The organism is Arthrobacter sp. 10N418 (genome assembly GCF_056394725.1).
In genome coordinates this window covers 1-4,122 of sequence record NZ_JBFTIK010000054.1, presented here as the reverse complement: position 1 = coordinate 4,122, position 4,122 = coordinate 1, and the positions used below count along the sequence as shown (strand labels likewise).

The 4,122-nt window shown below is 69.4% G+C and carries 2 protein-coding genes and 1 pseudogene; 1 reads left to right on the top strand and 2 read right to left on the bottom strand.

Going from position 1 to position 4,122, the window contains the following annotated elements; translation table 11 throughout:
• Positions 1–222, top strand: a pseudogene (locus AC1DCZ_RS19215) (hypothetical protein); the annotation flags it as partial.
• A 316-nt stretch (positions 223–538) separates the two neighbouring features.
• Here AC1DCZ_RS19215 and galT read toward each other — a convergent pair.
• On the bottom strand, positions 539–1,639 hold the full coding sequence (galT, locus tag AC1DCZ_RS19210) for a galactose-1-phosphate uridylyltransferase (RefSeq protein WP_476975989.1): 1,101 nt from the start codon (positions 1,637–1,639) through the stop codon (positions 539–541).
• A 1-nt stretch (position 1,640) separates the two neighbouring features.
• Positions 1,641–3,851: an alpha-galactosidase gene (locus AC1DCZ_RS19205; protein WP_476975990.1), complete on the bottom strand. Its 2,211-nt coding sequence runs from the start codon at positions 3,849–3,851 to the stop codon at positions 1,641–1,643.
• Between the last annotated feature and the right edge of the window lie 271 nt (positions 3,852–4,122).

Genomic DNA, 4,122 nt, shown 5'->3' with positions numbered 1-4,122 from the left:
GGCGACTGGCACGTGTACCTCAACGCTGAGGGGACCATCATCAATCTCCCGCCGAACCTTCGGGCGGGGCAGTTAATGCATGAGTGCGGCCTGGATCTCGCTGGGACCGCCCGCGGACAGGCCGTGATCCTGGGCCGTGGCGACCACGGTAGGGACACCGACGTCCCGGAGCATTTGGTCCGTCTGGCCGAAGAGCTTTTCGGTTCACCGCTGGCAGCCTAGCCACCAACCGACGTTCCGCCGGGACGGGAATGTTCCCGCCGTTTACGCTGGATCGGGGCCCTTTCGTCCGCCGTTTTGTGCCAGCAGCACGGCGTGGATCCGATCCCAGATCCCGTGGGCTGCGAAACGGCGGTGTTGCTTCCACACGGTGGTTCCGGCACGGGCGGCCGCGCTGACCGTCGGAACGGGGCAGCAAGGGCTCAGCGCGGGCCCACTGATCATCGGTAAGAACCGGAAAACGAGACACGCTCCCTAGTTTCCAGCCAGCGGTCAGCCTCATTCGGAGACACCCCCTAGCCCCGCGCGGCGGCTTCGGTCAGGCCCCGATGGCCTCCCGCAGCCGGGCGGCCGCCGTTTCGGGCGGGATGTCGGCGATGAACGCACCCATCGCCGCCTCCGAACCGGCAAGGTATTTGAGTTTCGTTTCCTCCCGTCGGGGCGACGTCAGCTGGAGCATCAGCCGGACGTCGTCGCGGTGGGCATGCACCGGGGCTTGGTGCCAGGCCGATATGTAGGGTGTGGGCGTCGAGTACAACGCGTCCACGCCACGCAGGAGACGGCCGTAGAGGTGGGAGAACTCGTCGCGTTCCGCGGTGCTGGTGGCGGCGAGGTCGGGCACGTGCCGGTGCGGGAGGACATGGACTTCCAGCGGCCAGCGGGCGGCGAAGGGGACGAACGCGGTCCAATGCTCGCCCTGGAGCACCGCCCGCCCGGACTTCCGCTCGAAGCTGAGGACGTCCCCGAACAGCGTGCTTCCGTAGCTTTGGATCGAGCGGATGAGCTGCGCCGTGCGGGGCGTGATGAAAGGGTAGGCATAGATCTGCCCGTGTGGATGATGCAGCGTCACGCCGATGGCCTCCCCCCGGTTCTCGAACGGGAAGACCTGCTCGACGCCGGGCAGCGCGGACAGGGCAGCTGTCCGGTCCGCCCAGGCCTCCACCACGGTCCGCATGCGGGACTGCGATACCCCGGCGAGGGATCCGGTGTGTTCGGGGGAGAAGCAGACGACTTCGCACCGGCCCACGGACTGCCGGCTGCGGCCTAGCCCGATCTGTGCGAGGTCCTCAAGGCCCTCGGGTGCGCCGGGCCCGGCAAGGTCCGGCCCGAAGGACGGGGACTTGTTTTCGAAGACGGCAACGTCGTACAGGCTGGGCACCTCCGAGGGGTTCCCGGCGGAGGCCGGTGACAACGGGTCCAGATGCGACGGCGGCAGGACCACCCGGTTCTGGCGGGCGGACGCCACCGAGATCCATTCGCCGGTCAGCACGTCCTGCCGCATCGTGGCCGTCGGCGGACGCGGAACCGGTTCGCGCAGATCACGGGCGCGCTCGGGAGGCAACACCGTGTCCGCGTCATCGAAGTAGATGATCTCCCGCCCGTCGGCGAGCACGTACGGCCGCTTCGTGATGGCGCCCATGCTACGTCCGCTTCCCGGCGTCGTGAACCGTGGGGTCCGCAACGGTGCTGTCCGCGACGGCTCGCACGCTCAGGAGCAAGCCGTGTTCAGGGTTCAGGACAGGCATCGGCAGGCCCGATTCGGCGAGGAAACGGCCGCTCGCCTCAACCCCGGAGGAAAGCCAGGCCGGGGGATGGATCTGCATAAACGGATGCCCGTTGCCGGGGGCCGGGTAGACCAGCTCCACCCGGTAGTTTTCGTCAGGCCGCAGCCCCGGTAGCGGCACCCTCCCGGGGACTTCGGAATAGGAGGTCGCCACGGCCACGAGCGCGTACAGCGCGTCGGCCCCGTCCTGGGACACGACGCCGTGGAGCATCAGCGAGGGGTCCGGCTCGTCGGCGCGCACCATGCGTCCGCTGTGCAGCAGCCCGCGGTAGTCCTTGAACAGCGCGATCACCGCCGCCAGCTCGCTGCGTTCGGAGCCTTTGAGCTGCCGCACATCCCACTCCAGCCCGAAGTGGCCGAACATGGCCGTGATGGCGCGGAAAGACAGTTCATGCGTCCGGGCTGTGGTGTGCGAAGTCGTCGGGCCGATGTGCGCGCCCATGAGCTCGGGCGGGACCACAACCCCGGTCCACCGTTGGATGCTCTGGCGCTCCAGGGCATCGTTGCAGTCCGAGGCCCAGATCCGGTCGGTGCGTTCCAGGATGCCGAGATCCACGCGGGCGCCACCGGAGGAGCAGCTCTCGATCTCCACGTCAGGGTGGGCTTTCCGCAGCTCGTCCAGGAGCCGGTACACGGCCAGGGTCTGGGCGTGCACCGAAGCGCCTCCGTCGTGGCCCATCTCGGTGAGGTCCCTGTTCTGGTCCCATTTGAGGTAGCTGATCCGGTACTCGCCAAGGAGGGCATGCAGCCGGTCGAAGATGTACTGCCAGGCCTCGGGGTTGACCAGGTCCAGAACCTGCTGGTGCCGCCACCGCTCGGGCAGCCGGCCGCCGGGCGCGCCGGCTTCCACGCCGGAGGGCCGGGCCGGCCCCGCGATCCAGTCCGGATGGGCGCGGGCCAGATCCGAGTCCTCGTTGACCATTTCCGGTTCGACCCACAAACCGAACTCCATGCCGTGACCGGTGACCGCGTCAACCAGCGGAGCCAGCCCGTCGGGCCACAGCTGATCATCGACGTACCAGTCGCCCAGGCCCGAGCCGTCATTCCGGCGGCCCCGGAACCAGCCGTCGTCGAGGACGTACCGCTCGACGCCGAGCCCTGCCGCGGACTCGGCCAGCTCCAGCAGGGCGGGAAGCCTGTGGTCGAAATAGACCGCTTCCCAGACGTTCAGCACCACCGGGCGGGGTTTCCCGGAGCGCACCCCGGGATGGTGCGGGCGTCCGCGGAACCAGGCGTAGAAGGCGTCGCTGATCCCGTCCAGGCCGGAGTCGGAGTAAGCGGCAAACAGCCACGGAGTCTCGTAGCTTGCCCCCGCCGCCAGGGTGATCTCCGCTGAGCCGAGCAGTTCGGAGGCGCCGATGACCGAACGGCCGTCCCCGATTGTCTCGACGAAGCTCTCGTGGTTGCCGCTCCAGCCCAGATGCACGGCCCACACCTGGCCGTGGCGGTTGCCGAAGCCCGCGGTCCCCGCGGCCAGCAGCAGCGACGAATCGTGGCCGGTGCGTCCGTGCCGGCCCGAGCGGACCCACGTGCCCTGCCGCATCGGGAGGCGCTGGGGGTGGGTCTCCCGGCACCAGCGCCCCGTCAGGTCCAGGATTTCCGTCGCGGCACGGCCCACAGGCAGCACCGTTGCCAGCTCCTCGACGCCATAGGCATCCGGGCCGTCGTTGGCGAGCCGGTGCCGGAGCTGGAGCAGGCCGCCGTCGTTGATGCTGATCTCGGTGATCACCGTGATGCCGGCGTCGGGGTCCGACTGCGTGATGACGGCGGAGCTGTCCGCGTCCGCCGTCCGCACCGACACCATGCGGAGCCTGGCCGAGAACGCCCGCCCGTTGCGGTGCCCGCGGAGGCCCGGACGTCCGCGCCACCCGGAGGAAGCCTGCGGGATCAGGCCCAGGGTGACGGGAATGTCCAGTGACGACGGCGGAACGGGACCGCCCAGCAGGGACAGATCCGGAAGGCCGGGGCCAAGATCGGCGCCGAAGTGCAGTATTGCGGGCTCACCCGCGTTGAAGTCGATGAGCAGGGCCGTGCCCGAGGACCGCAGGTACAGCGGTTCCGCGGGCAGCGCTTCCAGGAGCCTGTCACCCTCGGAGGCAGGGGACGGATGCGGGTGGTTCACGGCAGCTCCAAGCGTTGGCGTTAGGGGTTCGGGTGGTCTCTGGCCGGTCAGCCGGCCGCGGCGGTGCGGGTGGGGGCGAGGCGTAGGCGGCCGACGCGTTGGGCGAGGATGCGTCGGGCTTCGCCGGGGAGGTGGTCGTCGCTGATGAGTTCGTCGGCGTCTTCGAGGGCGGCGATGGTGCTGATGCCGAGGGTTCCCCATTTGGTGTGGTCGGCGA